General features: G+C 41.5%; 15 protein-coding genes. 3 read left to right on the forward strand and 12 right to left on the reverse strand.

The genetic code is table 11. The features are described from left to right. Positions 1-53: 53 nt before the first annotated feature. From murC to M3M39_RS05665, 4 genes are read right to left on the reverse strand one after another with little or no spacing between them, the layout of a single operon-like run. The gene (gene murC, locus M3M39_RS05650; protein ID WP_252796896.1) at positions 54-1,403 is read right to left on the reverse strand and encodes a UDP-N-acetylmuramate--L-alanine ligase; all 1,350 of its coding nucleotides are present in this window, start codon (positions 1,401-1,403) and stop codon (positions 54-56) included. Between the two features lie 31 nt (positions 1,404-1,434). Beyond that, positions 1,435-3,729, reverse strand: coding sequence for a DNA translocase FtsK (locus M3M39_RS05655; RefSeq protein ID WP_252796897.1), 2,295 nt, complete (start codon positions 3,727-3,729; stop codon positions 1,435-1,437). Positions 3,730-3,777: 48 nt separating this feature from the next. Further along, positions 3,778-4,413: a YtpR family tRNA-binding protein gene (ytpR, locus tag M3M39_RS05660; RefSeq protein ID WP_252796898.1), complete on the reverse strand. Its 636-nt coding sequence runs from the start codon at positions 4,411-4,413 to the stop codon at positions 3,778-3,780. 14 nt (positions 4,414-4,427) lie between these two features. Next, positions 4,428-4,754, reverse strand: a complete 327-nt coding sequence (locus M3M39_RS05665; protein WP_252796899.1) for a thioredoxin family protein — start codon at positions 4,752-4,754, stop codon at positions 4,428-4,430. Positions 4,755-4,848: 94 nt separating this feature from the next. Here M3M39_RS05665 and M3M39_RS05670 point away from each other — a divergent pair, with 94 nt between their 5' ends. Then, positions 4,849-5,172 carry a hypothetical protein gene (locus M3M39_RS05670; protein WP_252796900.1) on the forward strand — a complete coding sequence of 108 codons (324 nt, stop codon included), beginning with the start codon at positions 4,849-4,851 and terminating at the stop codon, positions 5,170-5,172. Here the strand turns inward: M3M39_RS05670 and trmB are convergent. Genes trmB through M3M39_RS05685 form a run of 3 tightly spaced genes read right to left on the reverse strand, consistent with a single transcriptional unit; the run spans position 5,169 to position 7,791 of the window. Continuing rightward, on the reverse strand, positions 5,169-5,819 hold the full coding sequence (gene trmB / locus M3M39_RS05675) for a tRNA (guanosine(46)-N7)-methyltransferase TrmB (RefSeq protein ID WP_252796901.1): 651 nt from the start codon (positions 5,817-5,819) through the stop codon (positions 5,169-5,171). The two genes, M3M39_RS05670 and trmB, sit on opposite strands and share 4 nt — an antisense overlap. Before the next feature lie 3 nt (positions 5,820-5,822). Further along, positions 5,823-7,031, reverse strand: a complete 1,209-nt coding sequence (locus tag M3M39_RS05680) for an ABC transporter permease (protein WP_252796902.1) — start codon at positions 7,029-7,031, stop codon at positions 5,823-5,825. A 1-nt stretch (position 7,032) separates the two neighbouring features. Then, positions 7,033-7,791: an ABC transporter ATP-binding protein gene (locus M3M39_RS05685; RefSeq protein ID WP_252796903.1), complete on the reverse strand. Its 759-nt coding sequence runs from the start codon at positions 7,789-7,791 to the stop codon at positions 7,033-7,035. Between the two features lie 105 nt (positions 7,792-7,896). Between M3M39_RS05685 and M3M39_RS05690 the strand changes: the two genes are divergently transcribed. After that, complete coding sequence (locus M3M39_RS05690) at positions 7,897-8,337, forward strand: HIT family protein (protein ID WP_252796904.1); 441 nt, start codon at positions 7,897-7,899, stop codon at positions 8,335-8,337. A gap of 121 nt (positions 8,338-8,458) precedes the next feature. Then, positions 8,459-9,343: a peptidylprolyl isomerase gene (locus M3M39_RS05695; RefSeq protein ID WP_252796905.1), complete on the forward strand. Its 885-nt coding sequence runs from the start codon at positions 8,459-8,461 to the stop codon at positions 9,341-9,343. Between the two features lie 40 nt (positions 9,344-9,383). Here the strand turns inward: M3M39_RS05695 and M3M39_RS05700 are convergent, their stop codons facing one another. From M3M39_RS05700 to argS, 5 genes are all read right to left on the reverse strand, one after another. After that, entirely contained in the window at positions 9,384-11,924 is a 2,541-nt protein-coding gene (locus M3M39_RS05700) for an ATP-binding protein (protein WP_252796906.1), read from the reverse strand. Then, on the reverse strand, positions 11,914-13,152 hold the full coding sequence (locus tag M3M39_RS05705; RefSeq protein ID WP_252796907.1) for a metallophosphoesterase family protein: 1,239 nt from the start codon (positions 13,150-13,152) through the stop codon (positions 11,914-11,916). The genes M3M39_RS05700 and M3M39_RS05705 overlap by 11 nt, the downstream gene beginning before the upstream one ends. Before the next feature lie 57 nt (positions 13,153-13,209). Next, positions 13,210-13,557: a YlbF/YmcA family competence regulator gene (locus M3M39_RS05710; RefSeq protein ID WP_252796908.1), complete on the reverse strand. Its 348-nt coding sequence runs from the start codon at positions 13,555-13,557 to the stop codon at positions 13,210-13,212. Positions 13,558-13,605: 48 nt separating this feature from the next. Further along, positions 13,606-15,711, reverse strand: coding sequence for a transglycosylase domain-containing protein (locus M3M39_RS05715; protein WP_420843009.1), 2,106 nt, complete (start codon positions 15,709-15,711; stop codon positions 13,606-13,608). A 142-nt stretch (positions 15,712-15,853) separates the two neighbouring features. Beyond that, a complete protein-coding gene (gene argS / locus M3M39_RS05720; protein ID WP_252796910.1) occupies positions 15,854-17,545 on the reverse strand; it encodes an arginine--tRNA ligase in 1,692 nt (563 codons plus the stop codon). Positions 17,546-17,763: the final 218 nt, after the last annotated feature.

The raw sequence follows: 17,763 nt of genomic DNA on the forward strand, positions 1-17,763 counted from the left end.
TTTACCCGATTAATTATGCGAAAAAAAGCATGACTCCTCGCCATGCTTTTTTGCTAGTTCACCTTTTTACTCAAATGACTCAATAAATCTTCGTAAGTTCGCTCATACTTTTGAATGTCTCCTGCTCCCATAAAAATGACAACATCATTGTGGAAGTTTAATAGCGGTGACATGTTATCCTCAGTGATCAGAGCACTTCCTGGAATCTTATCCACCAAGTCTTGACTAGAAACGTTTCCAGATTTTTCGCGGGGAGAACCATAAATTTTAGTTACGTAAATTTGATCTGCTTTGCCTAACGTTTCAGCAAAGTCATCGAGGTAAGCGATCGTTCGACTAAAGGTATGTGGTTGAAAGACCACGACAATCTTTTTATTCGGATACTCTTGCCGAGCAGCATCTAACGTAGCTCGAATTTCAGACGGATGGTGCGCATAATCATCAATAATTGTCATATCATTGACTTTTACTTGAGCAAACCGCCGTTTAACTCCTTTAAAAGTCATTAACTCACGTCTGATTTCCGCTAAGTCTACTTCTTCAAAATAAGATACTGCGATGACTGCCAAGGCATTTAAAACGTTGTGTTCTCCAAACAACGGAATTTCAAACCGACCAAGGTCTCTTCCCCGAAACGAAACGTTAAAGGTTGAACCCGCTGTGGTTCTTTTAATGTCAACGGCCTGAAAATCATCGTCAGCACTAGTTCCGTAATAATAAATTGGCACATCAACATTTAGTTTTCGTAAGTACGGATCATCACCCCAGGCAAAAATTCCTTTCTTCACGTGACCAGCAAACGTTTGAAAAGCATCAAAAACGTCGTCAATCCCCGTGTAGTAATCTGGGTGGTCAAAATCAATGTTCGTCATGATGGCGTAGTCTGGGTAAGTTGGCATGAAGTGACGCCGATACTCATCTGCTTCATAAACAAAAAAGCGAGCATCAGCGACGGCATTCCCCGTTCCATCTCCAATTAAGTAGTCAGTGGGGGCAATTCCACTTAAAACGTGGGCTAAAAGACCAGTTGTACTGGTTTTTCCGTGGGCTCCACATACAGCAATACTAGTGTAACCCTTAATTAATTGGCCTAAAAATTCAGGGTAGCGGTAAATAGGCAGGTTTAATTCTCGGGCGCGCACAACCTCAGGCTGATCATCCTTAAATGCATTCCCAACTACCAGAGCCATTCCCGGTTTAATGTTATCAGGATTAAAGGAGTGAACTGGAATTCCAGCATCTTCTAAGCCCTTCTGTGTAAAGGTGTACTTATCAATATCTGAACCTTCGACCTTAAATCCCATGTCCTTCACAACTAAAGCCATGGCACTCATTCCAGTCCCTTTAATCCCCACAAAGTAGTAAGTTAACTCCTTGGTTAACTTTGGTTCTGCTTCTGTCATAATTTTTAAATTGATTCCCTTCTGTATTTGGTTATAAATTAAGCTGGGCAAACTGATCTTTCGTTAGGTAAACATCCCGGGGTTTAGAACCTTGCTGGCCTGAAACAAAATTTTGCTGTTCCAAGTCATCAATGATACTAGCCGCTCGGTTATATCCAATTGAAAAGACCCGCTGTAACTTCGAGGTTGACACGTTGTCTTCTCCAGCAATGTAAGCTAAGACTTGATCCCATAACTCATCATGGGTTGCTGCTCGGTTCGCACTTTTCAAGAGGCTTTCCGGCTGAAACTCATAATGGGCTTTCCCTTGGGTTCTCACAAAGTCAGTTACCTTTTCAACTTCTTCGCTGGTAACAAACGCTCCTTGAAGTCGTTCGGGTTTATTTGCACCATTACCAAGATACAACATATCACCCTTTCCTAACAAGCGTTCAGCGCCAGCTTGATCAATAATCGTGCGTGAATCAACTTGACTGGAAACCATGAAGGCCACTCTAGTTGGAATGTTATTTTTAATGGTTCCAGTAACGATGTCAACACTAGGACGTTGCGTAGCCACCACGAGATGAATTCCCGCAGCTCGTGCTTTTTGTGTAATCCGAACAATGTAATCTTGCACTTCACTAGCAGAAGTCATCATTAAGTCTGCTAATTCATCAATGACTACCAAAATATATGGAAGTCGATCAGCAGCATGATCAGCCTTTTGTGCTTGATGGTTATACTGCTCAATGTTTCGCACTCCAGCAGCCGTCAGCCGTTCGTAACGTCGATCCATCTCTTCTGTTACCCATTTTAAAGCAGCGGCAGCCTCTTGAGGTTTAGAGATGACCGGTGCTAAGAGATGAGGGATTTCGTTATAAGGGGCCAGTTCCACTGCCTTGGGATCGATTAACAACATCCGCAAATCTTTTGGGGTAGCGTGATATAAAAGTGACAATAATAGACTGTTAATGAAAACACTCTTTCCTGATCCAGTTGCTCCAGCAATTAAGGCGTGGGGCATCTTTTTTAAATCAGCAGTTATTGGTTGTCCCTCAATGTTCATTCCCATTGCGATTGCCGTTTTGGCAGGATTAGTTTGGAAATGAGAGTCCCCTAAGATTTCTCTCAGCATCACGGGGTGCGGCTTAGGATTAGGAATTTCAATTCCCACCGTCGAACGGCCCGGGATGGGTGCTTCAATCCGAATGTCCTTAGCCGCTAACGCCAATTTTAAATCGTCATTAAGGTTGGTGACCTTACTAACCTTAACTCCCAAGGCTAGTTTTACTTGAAACTGAGTAACCGTTGGCCCATTCGTCCAATCGACAACGTGACCATCAACATGAAATGCCTGTAAGGTATCATCCAATTTTTCCGCCTGATCAGCAATCCAAGTATCAAGGTCATCTTCGTCAACCTGAACTGGTGGTTTTAAAAGTTCTAACTGAGGGAAATGGTAGCCAGCCGGTTCCGTTTGAAAAGATTGTGGTTGCTCAAAAGAGCTTCCAGCCTTAGTAGCTTGGCTGTTATCCTCTGGCACTTCTGCATTAGATTGCGGAAGCTCTTCCAAGCCAGTACTAGGAGTGGAAGCAAACTCTTTAGGCTCTTCGACCGGTGGCTGGCTTTGCGATTCCTTTTTTTCATGTTGTTCATCATCCGGTGCTTCTGCAAACAAACTGAGGTGATCAGCTTGCCCCTGCTCTGCCTGTAAAATATCAGCAAGTGAATGTCCTAAACCCTTACTGTGATCACGCTTAGGCTTAGTATCTGATGAGTTATCCACAGTGTTTTCATTTTCGTTTTCATTTTGTAAAACGCTAGAAACATCAGTATTTTCATCAGCTTGATCAACGACTGGAGTGGCAGTTGGAGTGGCCGAATCAGAAGAAGCTGTCACGTCTTCCATCTCAATTGTAGGATCAGTATCGGGGACCGGCATCGTTTCATTTGCCAACATAATTAAATCAGTAGGATTAGGCTCTAGTGCCGCAATTGCTCGTTGGTAGGTTGCGGTAAACGTTTCCTGTTTTCCTCCATAAAAAGTCGATTTTCCCAGTCTAACTTGGGGTTGAAAGGCTCGCGTTTTTTCGACCAGGTTCGATTGTTGCCTGTGCTCTTTTTTTCTAACTGCCAACGTTGCCTTGGATGCTTGCACTTGCCCTTTAGAGGCCCAATCATGTTGACTGGTAGTTTTTGCATGCCGTTTAGAAGTTGGTGCAACTGGCGCTGACCACTGCAAACTATCATGATTGTGTTTTTGTAAATTAGGTTCTTGTAACCCCAGTTTTTTTCTCTCTGTGTAGTACTTTCGAAAAAAAGCCGGACCATCATAATGAGTCATTGTTCTTCCCTTTCGTTTTAATTCTAAACACAAAAAAGCGAATAGAAACTATTCGCTAAAAAGGGTTTGTGCTTGTTTAAAATCAAAAGACTGTCCAACTTGATATTCATCAGGCAGGATTAAGGCTCCGGGTTTATCTGGAGCATTGGGAATCCGCAGTTCACGACCAGAACAAATCATTCCATCGCTTTCGACATCTTTCAAGGTGCTAGGCCAAATGATGAGCCCAGCTGGCATCATTGCACCAACCTCAGCCACAACCACTTTAATCCCCTCCTGCATGTTAGGAGAACCACTCACAATTTGTAACGTTTTACCATCTTCTACTTCAGTGGTTGTGATATGAAGATGAGATGATTTAGGATGTTCCTTCATTTCCTTAACGTACCCTACCACAAACTTAGATGCTTCTGTTTCTGGTAATAATGTGCTAAAACCCGCTGCTTGTAATGCTTGGTTAAGTTTTTGGACTTGAACTGAATTAAGCTGAATCTGGCCATTTTGTCCAGCTAACTCTGCTAACCGCGATTGAGCATCAAAAAAATTATATCCAATGACAGTTCCACTTTGATCTTTGATTTCAACAATGCCTTGTTTTTGGGTTACTTGCTGTGGTCCGTTATCTGGACCCAAAACTACCACTAAGACGTCACCAATCTGGGCTGGATTATAACTTGCAATCATGTTCTTACTCCTGTTTATTTAGTTGGTAAACTTTTGATAAACGTTTCAACTTCTGTTTGAGTCTTACGGGCCTTGTTAACTAATCGTCCAATTTCTTGTCCATCGTCATAGGCAATAAAACTTGGAATCCCAAAGACATCTAATTCTTTACATAAGTCGATGTTATCATCTCGATCCACCTTAATAAAGGTATATTCGGGAAAATCTTTTTCGATTGCTGGCATCGCTGGTTTAATAAAGTTACAGTCTGGACACCATCCCGCCGTAAAGAAAAGCATGTACTTCCCGTTCTTTAGGTGGTCTTCAAGTTGAGTTTGATTCATAACTGGTAATTCTTCCATGATAAACACTCCTATTAATTTTGATTATGATAACCGTGAACAAATAAAATGTTATATAATTGAAAAGGTAAAAGCAAAAGAAAGGATTTTTCAAATGGCTAAGAAGCATAAGTATCTAGTTCCCACGACGCTCCTCTCATTGGTTGGAACTGCCGCATACGTCTTCACCAAGAAACGAAAACGAGCTCAACAAATTGCCATTCAAGATGGATTAACCGAAGCCATTGCCGTAGAATTTGGCGATCAAGATTTTAGCGGTTACTGGATTGATTTTGAAAATCACGCTGGTTTAGAGTACGAATGTGGAGTTAGTTTCATTAGCCATGAAACTGGCTTAAAAGAATCGTATTCCTTCCTCTACAATCCCGATGAACAAGAAATTTATCGGATCAAACCACTTTCCGATCAAATTAATTAATCTGGAAAACGGGCCCTAATCTTATAGATGGGGCCTTTTTCTTTGAATTTTTCCTCGTATTCAGTTTCCACGTTAGCTGCCAAATCTTCCTCATTTCCATGATGAAGATCCAGGTTCACACTTTCAAAATGCAACCCAAAATTATTTAAACTAACTAAAGAGTACTCAAATAAACCCCGGTTATCGGTTTTAAATTCCAAGGAAGCCCCTGCTGGTAAAATTCGTTGGTAACTGGTTAAAAATTGTGAAGACGTTAGCCGCCGTTTAGCGTGACGTTTCTTGGGCCAGGGATCGGAAAAATTCAAATATAATTTTTGAATCTCGCCCTGCTTAAACAAATCGGCAACATCACCACCATTGGTCAAAAGTAACTGTACATTTTTCACCCCTGCTTCCACGGCTTTTTTAACTGCCATGGCCAACACGGAGTCCTCCATGTCAATTCCAATGTAATTGACGTCCGGATGTTTTTGTGCCATGCCAATGATAAATTGCCCCTTCCCGGAGCCAATTTCCAGGTGAATGGGCGCTTTGGGATTAGCAAAGCGATCTGCCCATTTTCCTACGTACTGGCTTGGTTCTAAAACGGCATACTCCGGATGATCTTGCATGTAAGGCATGGCCCATTTCTTTTTTCGAATTCTCATTAATTATTTTCCTCTTTCTGTCTGTTGCCTTTCAAACCGAGTTATTAGCCAACCAATAATCACAACTCCAGCGACTAATGTGATAAATGTTGCACCCAGTGGAGCTTTGCCGACCAACAATACCAAGACTTCCACAACCAATTCCAGTGCCAAAAGCCACTGCCAAAATTGCTGGAAATTTCGCACTTGATTATTCCAAGCAACGGGATACAGGTGCGTAAAAACATTGTTATTGAAAACCGTAAAGAATGGTCGTAACTGAATCCCAGTTAGATAAAGCATGGTTATCGCTACAATTACTGCCACAAGTTCATTATCTAAGCAGAAGAGAATGACAGCCGCAACGATTAACAGTCGAACATACATCGAACTGGTCTCTCCGTCGCGGAAAAATGTTTTCACGTACAGATTGGTGTAGAGATGCTTTTGATCGGTGGGTAAATGACGAAAGAAGCGATCTAGGTATCCCCGGCGTTTTGGCCGCGGTTCAATCGCTGGAACATCGGTAAAGAGTGCATAAAAACGATAAATCCGGAGCATGCGCATCTGTTCTTTAGCCACAATTCCTTGCCAATTCAATGGTGGAACCTGTCTATTGATTACGAAACGACTTACTCCAATGGTAATAATTGCTAAGCCAATGGCAAGCCAAACGTTCCCCATAATGCCAATCAACAGCTCTACCACCGGAAACCCCCACTGAAGGCTAAATTGATGCCACCATTTTGCTTCTCGATGATTACGAAGTTGAAAAGTCTGAAATTTTAGCCAATTCCACTTTAAAAGAAAAAGTAATCCGAAACCAGCCACTAGATCTGGAAGGTGCCATTCCAGGCTAACGCTTGCAAACGGCAACAAAACAAACCAAATGCCCGCTTGCATTAAGGTGGCCATCCCTAAACTATACCAAAATGATTGGTGAAAGTAGCGTTCTAGCTGCCCCTCTTGCGGGGCTAAAAACACCCGGTCCGGAGCACTGATTAACGTTGCTAAGTTGCCAAACTGTAAGCCAATTTCTAGTACCACTATCATGACAATGGGCTGCCACCATTGGTGCGGCGCTAAGCCCTTCAAAAAATTAGAATAAGCTAGTCCTAACGCACCCACAAAAAACATGAGGGCAATCACAAAGAAATCGTTAAAAACATAGCGCAGGTACTTCGTCAATTGAACCCAGTGTGCAACGAGCCGTTGCCTAAATAAATTACGCATCCTAATCACCCTCTGCATCTTGATTTGGTCGTGCTTGCGCTCGCGCTAAAGAGAGGTAGATGTCCGTGAGAGAATCCCCTAAATCTTGATAATGCTCTTTAATTTGCTCCATGGTGCCCTCGTAGTTTACCTGACCGTCATTAATAAGGACAAATCGATCACAGTGCTTTTCGGCTGTATCCAAAACATGGGTAGACATCAAGACGCTCACTCCAGCCGCTTTTTTTTCTTCAATTAAATTCAATAAATCATCAACAGCTAGTGGATCTAGACCCAAAAACGGTTCATCAATTACTAACAGCTTTGCGTCAGTCATAAAAGCACAAACGATCATGACCTTTTGCCGCATTCCCTTGGAAAAATTGGCAGGAAACCAGTCTAATTTATTTTCTAACCGGAATAGTTTTAGTAGCCGATTAGCGCGATCCCAAGCAACCAGATGATCCAGATTATAAGCCATAATCGTAGCATCAACGTGTTCACGTAAGGTTAATTCCGAGTATAAAACGGGCATTTCCGGAACGTAAGCAATTTGTTGTTTATAGCGTTGCACGTCATCCTCAATTCGGAGCCCATTAAGCTTAATGGTTCCTGAAAACGGCGTCATTAAACCAATAACGTGGTTGATGGTCGTTGATTTTCCTGCTCCATTTAATCCAATTAAGGAAACTAATTCGCCATCCTGGACGTCAAAAGTTTCCGCTTTTAACACCGGAATGCTCGAGTAGCCACCTGTTAATTGATTTACTTCTAAAGTCATTTGTGTCACTCTTTCATTCATTGTTTTATCACTGATTATACCATAAGGAAACCATAAATTTTGGAGTAATCTGGTGTATACTTAAGAAGTAAAGGAGTGATTAAAATGCCACAATTTGACGACAATTGCGTTTTTTGCAAAATTATTCAGGGAAAAATTCCCAGTTATCCAGTTTATGAAGATGATGAGGTGTTAGCTTTTTTAGATATTTCTCAAGCAACTCCTGGTCACACACTAGTAATTCCCAAGCAACACATTCAGGATATCTTTACGTTTGATGCTGATCAAGCTGGAAAAGTTTTTGCGCGCATTCCAAAAATCGCACGTGCCATTCAGGCTTCTGATAACAATATTAAGGGAATGAATATCGTTAATGACAACGGAGAATTAGCTTATCAGTCCGTTTTTCACGCTCACTTCCACTTGATTCCCCGTTACAACCAAGCCGATGACTTCTCCATCCACTTTGGAAATCATACGCAGGATTATGACCAAGCTAAATACGAAGCGCTTCAAGCTAACATTCAAAATCAATTCAAAGCGTAGGTTAAATTATTTTTAAGTTTACGACTGAATCTGTCAGAAAATTGGAAGTATGTTATATTGGTAGAAGGTTCATTTTTGATGGATCTGAAATTTTCAAAGAAATGGATGGGGATTTAAGATTATGAATAAGAAGAAATGGGCAATTGGAGCTGCTGGACTATTGCTTAGTCTTTCACTAGCTGCCTGCGGCCAAGGCAAAACAGTTGCCACTACTGATGGCGGCAAAATTACCCAAGAACAATTTTATGACAAAATGAAGTCAACCCAACAAGGGAAGGCTCAATTACAACAAATGATTCTAAACAAATGTTTGGAACATGAGTACGGCAGTAAGGTTAAACAAGCTGACGTTGACAAGCAATTTAACCAGTACAAGAAACAATATGGGCCTCAATTTGATACCATCTTGCAACAACAAGGAATGACGGAAAGTCAACTGAAAGAATCAATCCGAAACAACCTGTTACTCAAAGCTGCAGTAATGGATAAAACAGACTTCTCTAACAAAGCATTAGAAAAGCAGTTCAAGAAGTACCAACCAAAGGTAACTGTTAAAGAAATTACCGTTAAAGACAAAGACACTGCCCAAAAAGCAATCTCTGATTTAGATAACGGAACTAGTTTTAAAGACGTTGCTAAGCAATATGGCGAAGACGATACCACCAAGAAGGATGGCGGCCAAGAAGTGAGCTTCGATAACTCCACTTCTGGAATCGATAACTCTGTAAAGAAAGCAGCCTACAAACTTAACAACGGTGACTACACCAAGGAACCAGTTAAGACCGAAGGCGGTTACGCTGTGATGCAAATGGTTAAACACCCGAAGAAGGGAACCTTTAAAGAACACAAGTCAGAACTTAAGGAACAACTTGCTAACGAACGTTTGGGTGACCAAAAGACCGTTCACAAGGTAGTTTCTGAAGTATTGAAAGACGGTCACGTTCAAATCGAAGATTCCAGCATGAAGAATATTCTCTCTGGATACGTCGACAACTCGAAAAAATAATTAAAACTAAAAATCCCCGGACAAATGTCCGGGGATTTTTTTATTCTAATTTAATTTGGTTGGTGGCTGGTAACACTTTAAGCAAATGAGCTTGCGCCGTAAAGTAAATAATTTGAGTCGTCTGTGATAACGTTTGGAGTAGTTCAAGCGCGTGTTTCCTCCTAATCTCATCAAAATCAGCAAAACCATCGTCGATTATGATAGGAAATGGAAATTCATCACTGAAAGAAACCGTTAAAGCTAGCACCAAAGCTAAATACAGCTGTTGCATTGTCCCGCGGGACAGTTCCTGTACCTTAAATCGCTGCCCAGTTCCAGTAACAACCTCTAACTTTTGCTGGTAGCGAATTTGTTGGTAGTGCTGATTGGTTAAAATGGCAAAATAGTGCTCCGCTAGTTGTTGTACCTTTGGAAAACGTCCGTGACTAGCTTCATTTAGTACCTTTTCAATCCAATCATGAGAAAGTTGCAATACTAACCACTGCTTTGCCAATTCAACAATCTTTGTCTCTAAGTTAGCTTGTTGTTGGCGTAGTTTGGCTAGGGTGCCATCTTTACTAATCTGCTGGAGCTTGGTCTGTTGCACGGTTTGCTGTTGCAGTAACTGATTAAGTTGCTGGTGCAGTTCTTGTACCTGTTGTTTCAATTTACGACTATGAGTTTGGATTGCTGCCCCATCCTTAAACCGTTGCAAGCGACTAACCAATTCGGGAGTAAACTTTTGTTGTAACGTCAATTGCCGCTTTCGAAGTTGCTCATGCTGTTGCTCCTGTTCCAGTCGCTCTTTAAATTCCGTTAGGTTCTGAACTTGACGTTGCTTAAGCTCTTGTTGCATTTGCTGTTGTAATTGACGCAGTTCCCCTGCCTGTTGCGTTAGCTGCTGTTCGTCCGTGTGTAATCGATGATCAAGTTGTTCTTGACGTTGGCGCTCGTCACTCAGATTAGCCAACCACTGTTGGACTGTCCGCAGCTGTTGTTCTGATGATTGTCCAGCTAGTTGTACTTCTGAATCTAAAAATTGCCAGTGCTTAAGATAACCATTAAGTTGTTCTTGTAATTGATTGACTTGTTGTTGTAATTGATGGACTCGTTCCCATTGGTGATCCCGCTTTTTAATGCTAGTTTGTAAGGTGGTCAACCACAATTGCGGGTCAACCTTAGTAATCTGGTACTTGGCTCCAATTTGTTGTAATTCTGCCTGCACTTGTTGTAATTTGGCTGGGGTCGTTTTCTCTGGGACTGACGAAAAACGTTGCGTATGCGGTTGAAACTGTAAATAACCACCATACACAATTAAGATTAACCCCACAATTCCTAACAACATGAATAAGAACTTGCCCAACACAAATCCCAGGATGATTAGTCCCAATCCCAACAAAATTAATAGGAGCGGTGATCGTTGCTCTTTAGGTGAAGGCGCTTGTCTTGTCTGCGGTTGGACTTGATTTTGTAACTGCATTTGTTGTTGCAATAGTTGCGCTACTCGTTGGGCATCTGCTTTTGTAAACGGTTTAGAAGCTGAACCACCCGTTTCTAATTCGTCATCTTGCAACCGCATCGTTTCCGATTTTAACTGTTCCTGTAAATTTTGTTGCCGCTGCCACTGATCTTGATATTGCGGCAACTGAGCGTTTAAATCATCAATTTGATGCTGATGTTGCAAATAAAATTGATACTGCGCTGATAAAGTACGCTCTTGTTCCGTCGTTACTTGCTTTCGCTGCTGATTCACGTTTTTAGTTAAAACTTCAATTTCTGCCTGCAACTTTTGTAATTGATTCCAATCGGAAACACGATATCCAGCTTGAGCCGTTAAATTTCGTTGTTTCAAGTCCGTTAATTCTTGATACTCGTCCCAATCTTGCTCTTCTTTATAAGTTTGTTGCAGCTCTTGCTGGGCCGTAGCTTCTTGTTGCTGTAGTGAATGAATGTCCGTTTCTAGCTGGGCTAGGGATTCGGTTAACTCCAGATATTCGGGGTATTGGGTTTGGGCTCTTTGAATTTCTTTTTCTAAATTATCATGTTCTTGCAACTTCTGGTTGAGTTCAGGTTTCTTTCCCCGTGGTTTGTATAAATCACCAGTTTGGGTTTGAATCTCTTTCTCTAATCCCAACCATTGGTTAATCCCCACTACTCCAATTCGCCGAATCCGTTCTTCTAACTCGGTTGTGGTTAACTTTTGAATTTCTTCCCCAGCTGAGGCATCAAAATAAAACAATTTGTCATATACATCTCGGTTAATTGGCCCTAACAACTGTTGTAACCGATCATTAGGAACTACTTTTCCCGTCGCATCAAAAAGGGTAACCTCTCCCCCATTTTTTCCCTCTACCCGTTCAATTACTAACGAACCGTTGGGGGTAGTAACCGTTAGTTTGCCACCCATCTGACTCTTATCCTTGGGAGCGTAAGGATGAGTGGTCTGACGATGCTCAAATCCAAATAAAATATCCCGAATAAAATTAATCAAGGTCGTTTTCCCAGCTTCATTGGGCCCATAAATTGTCTGTAAATTAGCCAACTGAAAGTGCAAATTGTGCAGTTTTCCGTAATTGTAAACCTCAATCGTTTCAATTTTCATCGGTAAAATCCTCCCGATTAGTTTTTCCCTGTAGGAACGTTTCGCTTTGCTTCCGCAGCTCGGCCACTGCTTCTGGATTCCCTAATGCTTGATAAATAAAATCTCGTTTAAACAACTTTTGGGCCAATTCATTAACATGGGTTTCATTAAATACGTCTGCTTGGGTATCCTGCCAAAATACTTCATCTAAATCAGCAAAATGTAATGATTCTTGCTCGTTAATTGTTAATTCATAAACCCACGCATTCAACTGTTGGTACTGATCTTTCAAAGTTTGTTGCAGTTGTCCCAATAAGATCCCATTTTGAGCGTTTAAAGCAACTGCGGCACTAACTCCATCGGCCGGGGCGGTTAAAACCACATTTAACAAGTGTAACTGCTGAAAATGGGCTTGTTGTATTTTAGTCACTAACTGATTAACTACCGTGTTGACATCAGTTGCTTGGGTCACTTTTAATTCCAAAGCAGCATAAATCACGGGAGCGGTGGCAACGAAGTGCGTGTCTAGTGAACCAGTTGTTTCATCAGTCGAAATTAATAAATAGCCCTTTTCGCCTGGTTCATTTTTATGCCGGCCTTGAATGTCTCCTGGATAGTTAATTGGAGGATGGGACGCTAACTGCTGCCGTTTATGAATATGACCTAACGCCCAATAATCATAGCCTTTATCGATCAATTCTGGCACGGTGAAGGGAGCATAGTGTGAATCCACCCCTGATTTAACCGCTCCATGAACCATTCCAATCGTAAAATCAGCCTGTTTTCCGGTCGGAAAGTCAGCCACCTTATCCGTCAAAACAGCTTGCTGATCATAACTAAAACCACTGACGGCTACCGTTGCTCCACCTGTTAGGGTCAACCGCTCCGTAGTAACCTGAGGGCCAAAGATCCGGACGTTTTGAGGAAATTGCAAAGGGGATTTTCCATCTGGTTGAAAATCATGATTTCCAAATGACAGAAAAACAGGAATGTGATGCTGGTTAAGGCGTTGCATCTCATTCAAAAAAAATTGATGCGCTGCGGCACTCGGCATTTTGCTATCAAAGACATCCCCAACGATTAATACAAAGTCAACCTGTTGCTCAATTGCATCCGTTACAATTTTTTGAAACGATCCGTAGGGAGCCTCGTATAAAGTTGGCCAAAGTGTCTGCGGGGTTGCTTCATCATCTTTAATTCCCGTAAACGGGGTATCAAGATGTAAATCAGCAGTGTGAATAAACTTCATTACTTCCTCCTTTTTTGCCACAAAAAAAGAAGTACCGTTCCCAGCACTTCTTTTTGACTAACCTTCGTAAAGTTTACGGAGTGGTTCAGTGATTACCATGTTGGCATCATCAATTAACTTGCCCATGGCCTTTTCCCGTTCCATTAAAACCTTGATGGCTGGTAACGTGTTCATCTTATCTGCTAATTCCCGGGCATATTTCATGTCATCTGGAGTAATTTCTTGTCCAGCCATTTGTTTTTGCCGTAAATCACTTTGATTCTTTTGAAACTCAGTGAAAACCTTGTAAGCTTCTTTTTCGTTTTGTAATGCTTCAAAGGCGTTCTTCAAGTTAGTAAATTCTTCTGACTTTACCACTGCTTCTTGCATTTTTTGGGCTTGTTCCATAATTTTATTATCTGACATGCTCATTCTCCTTTTATTTAAGTTATCTCAATTTTAACATACTGAACCTTAAAATCCTAAGAAACTCCGCGCTTTCTCAATCGCTTTATCAGTTAAGTTAGTTCCTTTATTCAAGAGTTTTTGGTTCAATTCTTCAGCTTTTTGCATCCACTCACTTCCACCAGGAGTTACTTTATTTTGCCGACTATTTTTGGCAGCAATCATCGTAGCCGTATCTTGGACTTTAAATTGATGTTGCTCCGTGTACGGCAAAATTTGTTCCATCTGATGTTTAAAGAGCGAGTTGACTCCAGTTCCACTCAGATTTTCCAAGTGATGTTCAGAATTAGTACTGTCGAATCCTTCCCACGTAGCCACAACTACATCTGGGGTGTAACCAACAACCCACTTGTCTCGAGTCGCATCTGCATCAGTACTATTGTCAGCCTCAGTACTCCCTGTCTTTCCAGCCACTTGGTACCCAGCTGGTTTAGCTGTAGTTCCTGTTCCGTAATTAAAGACCCCTAACATCATACTGGTCATTTGCCGAGCGGTATTTTTAGACATTACCTGTGTAGGAGTTGAACCATTGTTCTGTACGATCGTTTTCCCCGTTGAGTCTACGATTTTGGTAATGTAAAACGGTTTCGTGAGCCTTCCCTGATTAGCAAAAGCCGTATAAGCTCCTGCCAGTTGTTGGGGTGAAACTCCCGTAGAAAGACCTCCTAATGCTAATGCTAAATTGTCATCTTTTTTAGTAACCGGTAAATTAAACTTCTGGACGGCTTCATACCCCTTGTTAACCCCAATTTGATCTAAAGTCCACACAGCTGGGGCATTTAAACTTTGGGCTAACGCTTGATACATTGGGACCTTCCCCGTATAAACATCATTAATGTTTTTCGGGGTGTAGTGATTCTTGCCATACGAAAGTTTCTTATTCACCAGCTCTGAATCATACTTAAACCCATTCTCTAAGGCAGGGGCATAAACGGCCAGTGGTTTCATCGTAGAACCAGGTTGTCGTTTAATGTCAGTTGCCCGGTTGAAGCCCCGAAAGACATCCTTATTTCGACCACCGACCACGGCCTGAACCCCTCCAGTTTTAGGGTTTAACGCCACTGAAGCAGCTTGGACTTTTGTTCCGTCAGCTGCATTTTGGGGAAAGAGACTGGGATCCTTAAAGTCCGTTTGAAAACTTTGTTGCTGTTGCTGATTCAAATTGGTATAAATCTTGTAACCATTATTCATAATGGCTTTTTCCGATAAACCGTACTTACTAATGGCCTCGTTGATCACTGCATCAAAATAAGACGGATACTTATAGTTATTGCCAACCGTAAAAGTATCCTTTGTTCCTAGTGGTAACGACTGGTAGTACTTAACCTTGCTTTGCGGAATCTTCTTATTATCAGCCATCAACTGTAAAACGACGTTCCGCCGTTGTTTAGCTGCTTCTGGGTGATCAATCGGATTATTGCTAGGATTTTGCAACATCCCGGCTAGCACCGCTGCGTCTTGCACCGGTAATTCATCCGCATCCATTCCAAAATACTTGCGTGAGGCATCCTGAACCCCATAAACCCCATTTCCAAAGTAAGCATTATTCATATACATCGTTAGAATTTGTTTCTTCGAATAAATGTTTTCGATTTCAATTGAAATGAATAATTCTTTAAATTTTCGCGATAAGATCTGTTGTTGAGATAAGAAGGTATTCTTAGCTAGTTGTTGAGAAATGGTACTCCCACCCCCACTAATCTGATTTTTACCAGTTAGTTTATTGGTAATTGCCAATAAAACGGCGCGACCGTATCCCTTCATCGAAAAACCGTGTTCATGATAAAAATTACGATCTTCCGTTGAAGTAATGGCATCCGCTAAATTAGGGGAAATTTGATCAGCATTTACATACGTTCCTTTTTGCGCGTATAGTTTCCCCGCTTGCGCTCCATTTTGATCATAAATCACCGTCGAACGAGACAAGTTTGATTGTAAATCACGAACGTGGGCAGTTTTAGCTATCACCGTAAGATAGGTCACAGAAACTAACGTCAATAACAACACAATGATAATGAACCATCGTGTCAGTAAAAAGCGATGATTCAGTCGTTTGAACTGCTCCCAGATGGCACGAAATGCACGTTTCCACCAGGGGGTTTGTTTAGATTGCATCATTAATCATTCTCCTCTTTGCACTTCCCAATCATTGTACCTTATCTCAATTAAAAAAACATGCCTTTCAGATTTACCCAGGGTAGAATTAATAAAAAAGCAAGAACCACCTTAAGTGGCCCTTGCCTTGTGAAAATGGGAATTACATTTCGTCAGGAGCTTTTACTCCAAGCAAGCGTAATGATTCTTTTAAGATGATAGAAACACTCTTAACTAATGCTAATCGAGCCTTAATCTGTTCATCAGCAGTCAGAATCTTAGTGTGCGCATAGTACTTATTAAAGGCTTTTGCCAAGCGTAATGAGTACTTGGCAATTACAGATGGTTCAAATTCAGCGTTGGCCTTTTTGACCACGTCTGGGAAGGACTGTAAGAGTTTAATGATTTCCCAGGCCTCTGGATCCTCTAACTGATGGTTTCCATTTTGATAATCTTGTTCAGACGCTTTAGCCAGAACACTTTCAGCTCGTGCATGGGCATATTGCACGTATGGTCCGGTCTCCCCTTCAAATTTCAACTGTTCCTGGATGTTGAAATCAATGCTATCAATTCGGGCGTTCTTTAAATCCCCAAAAATAACAGCACCCACTCCAACTTCTTCAGCAACATGATCTTGGTTAGCTAAGGTCGGATTCTTTTCCTTGATTTGTTGGTGAGCCATCTTCACAGACTCGTCTAAAACCTCGTTTAACAGCACAATGTTTCCATGCCGGGTGGATAGTTTCTTTCCGTTCACGGTGATCAGACCAAACGGCACGTGATGTAAACCGGCAGCGGACTGTAAGCCCATTTTTTGTAGAACCGCCTTTAACTGTTTAAAGTAGTAAGTCTGTTCAGAACCCACCACATATAAGTTCATCACCGGATGATACGTTTGGTCTCGATAGATTGCCGTGGCAATGTCTCTAGTAACGTATAAAGAAGCACCATCTGACTTTAGAATTAAGGCCGGATTTAAATCTTGATCACTTAAATCAACTACAGAAGCTCCCTGCGATTTTTCTAACAAGCCATCTGCTTTTAACGTGTCAACAACGTCCTGTAACTTGTCGTTGTAAAACGATTCTCCGTTGTAAGTATCAAAATCAACGCCTAATTTTTGGTAGGTTTGATTAAACGCCTTTAAAGAAACATCCCGGAACCACTTCCAGAGCTTAACTGCCTCCGGATCACCGTCTTCCAACTTCTTGAACCATTCTCGTGCTTCTTCGTCTAAAGCTGGATCTGCTTCGTCTCGTTGGTGAAATTCCACGTAGTATTTAACTAAGTAGTGAATTGGATCCCGTTTAACGTCTTCTTCGTTTCCCCACTTAAGATAGGCGGTGATTAATTTTCCAAACTGAGTTCCCCAGTCCCCCAAATGATTATCTTTAATGGGGCGGTACCCATTTTTGGTTAAAATCTTTGCGATTGAGTTTCCAATCACAGTTGAACGTAAGTGCCCCATTGACATTGGCTTGGCAATGTTAGGAGACGACATATCAATGGTTACTACCCCATTATCACCATCATGATTATCACCATAGTGATCCTTTTCGGTCAAAATGGTTTCTAACACCTGCGAACTCACTTGTCCCTGATTGAGAAAGAAGTTCACGTATGGTCCCACTGCTTGCACCTTTGCGAACGCTTCCGAATCAATGTTAGCCACAATTGTTTCTGCAATTTCCTTTGGATTTTGGTGCATGGTTTTGGCCAACATAAACGTTGGAAAGGCTAAATCACCATTTTGAGCCGTTTTGGGTGTTTCTACCTTGGGGTAGACATCACTGGAACTAACCTGGTTATCAACTGCCTCTGCCACCACGTTAGCTACTAATTGTTTGTAATCCATGTTTATTCACTCCTTAAAAATAAAAAAACTCCTACATTAAAACTATTAATGTAAGAGACGAGAAGCCCGCGGTACCACTCTCTTTGGTTATAACCCACTCAAATATTCATTTCATCCCTAAAAAGCACGCTTTCGTCATCTTAACCAGGTTTAGCTTTCACTACCCTAAACTCGCTAATCAGGTCTTGAAGTTACTACTCTCTTATCAGTGGGATTAT

Origin of the sequence: Fructilactobacillus hinvesii (genome assembly GCF_024029435.1) — a bacterium.
Taxonomy (GTDB): domain Bacteria; phylum Bacillota; class Bacilli; order Lactobacillales; family Lactobacillaceae; genus Fructilactobacillus; species Fructilactobacillus hinvesii.

Coding starts and splice junctions, on each gene's coding strand:
- murC (WP_252796896.1), bottom strand. CDS start 1,403: ATGACAGAAGCAGAACCAAAGTTAACCAAGGAGTTAACTTACTACTTT.
- M3M39_RS05655 (WP_252796897.1), bottom strand. CDS start 3,729: ATGACTCATTATGATGGTCCGGCTTTTTTTCGAAAGTACTACACAGAG.
- ytpR (WP_252796898.1), bottom strand. CDS start 4,413: ATGATTGCAAGTTATAATCCAGCCCAGATTGGTGACGTCTTAGTGGTA.
- M3M39_RS05665 (WP_252796899.1), bottom strand. CDS start 4,754: ATGGAAGAATTACCAGTTATGAATCAAACTCAACTTGAAGACCACCTA.
- M3M39_RS05670 (WP_252796900.1), top strand. CDS start 4,849: ATGGCTAAGAAGCATAAGTATCTAGTTCCCACGACGCTCCTCTCATTG.
- trmB (WP_252796901.1), bottom strand. CDS start 5,819: ATGAGAATTCGAAAAAAGAAATGGGCCATGCCTTACATGCAAGATCAT.
- M3M39_RS05680 (WP_252796902.1), bottom strand. CDS start 7,031: ATGCGTAATTTATTTAGGCAACGGCTCGTTGCACACTGGGTTCAATTG.
- M3M39_RS05685 (WP_252796903.1), bottom strand. CDS start 7,791: ATGACTTTAGAAGTAAATCAATTAACAGGTGGCTACTCGAGCATTCCG.
- M3M39_RS05690 (WP_252796904.1), top strand. CDS start 7,897: ATGCCACAATTTGACGACAATTGCGTTTTTTGCAAAATTATTCAGGGA.
- M3M39_RS05695 (WP_252796905.1), top strand. CDS start 8,459: ATGAATAAGAAGAAATGGGCAATTGGAGCTGCTGGACTATTGCTTAGT.
- M3M39_RS05700 (WP_252796906.1), bottom strand. CDS start 11,924: ATGAAAATTGAAACGATTGAGGTTTACAATTACGGAAAACTGCACAAT.
- M3M39_RS05705 (WP_252796907.1), bottom strand. CDS start 13,152: ATGAAGTTTATTCACACTGCTGATTTACATCTTGATACCCCGTTTACG.
- M3M39_RS05710 (WP_252796908.1), bottom strand. CDS start 13,557: ATGTCAGATAATAAAATTATGGAACAAGCCCAAAAAATGCAAGAAGCA.
- M3M39_RS05715 (WP_420843009.1), bottom strand. CDS start 15,711: ATGCAATCTAAACAAACCCCCTGGTGGAAACGTGCATTTCGTGCCATC.
- argS (WP_252796910.1), bottom strand. CDS start 17,545: ATGGATTACAAACAATTAGTAGCTAACGTGGTGGCAGAGGCAGTTGAT.